At 62.6% G+C, this 278-nt stretch carries 1 pseudogene; it reads right to left on the minus strand.

Annotation, left to right across the window (positions count from 1 at the left end):
- Positions 1 to 278: pseudogene (locus EN851_RS36040) on the minus strand (patatin-like phospholipase family protein); the annotation flags it as partial.

Genomic DNA, 278 nt, shown 5'->3' on the forward strand with positions numbered 1-278 from the left:
GCGCCGGATTGCCGCCATAGCCGCCGTCCCAATAGGGCACGCCCTTGATCTCCACCGCCTGGAACAGTTGCGGCAGGCAGGCCGAGGCCATCACCGTATCGAGGTCGATCTCGCCATCGGAGAAGACGCGCAGCTGTCCCGTCTCGACATTGGTCGCCGAGATGAACAGTTCCATCGACTTGCAGGCGCGCACATTGTCGAAGTCGATCTCCTTCTCGACCACATCGCGCAGCGGATTGAGGCCGAGCGGGTTGGCGACATAAGGCGAAAACACCCGC

The sequence above is a fragment of the Mesorhizobium sp. M8A.F.Ca.ET.208.01.1.1 genome, from assembly GCF_004791315.1.
GTDB lineage: Bacteria > Pseudomonadota > Alphaproteobacteria > Rhizobiales > Rhizobiaceae > Mesorhizobium.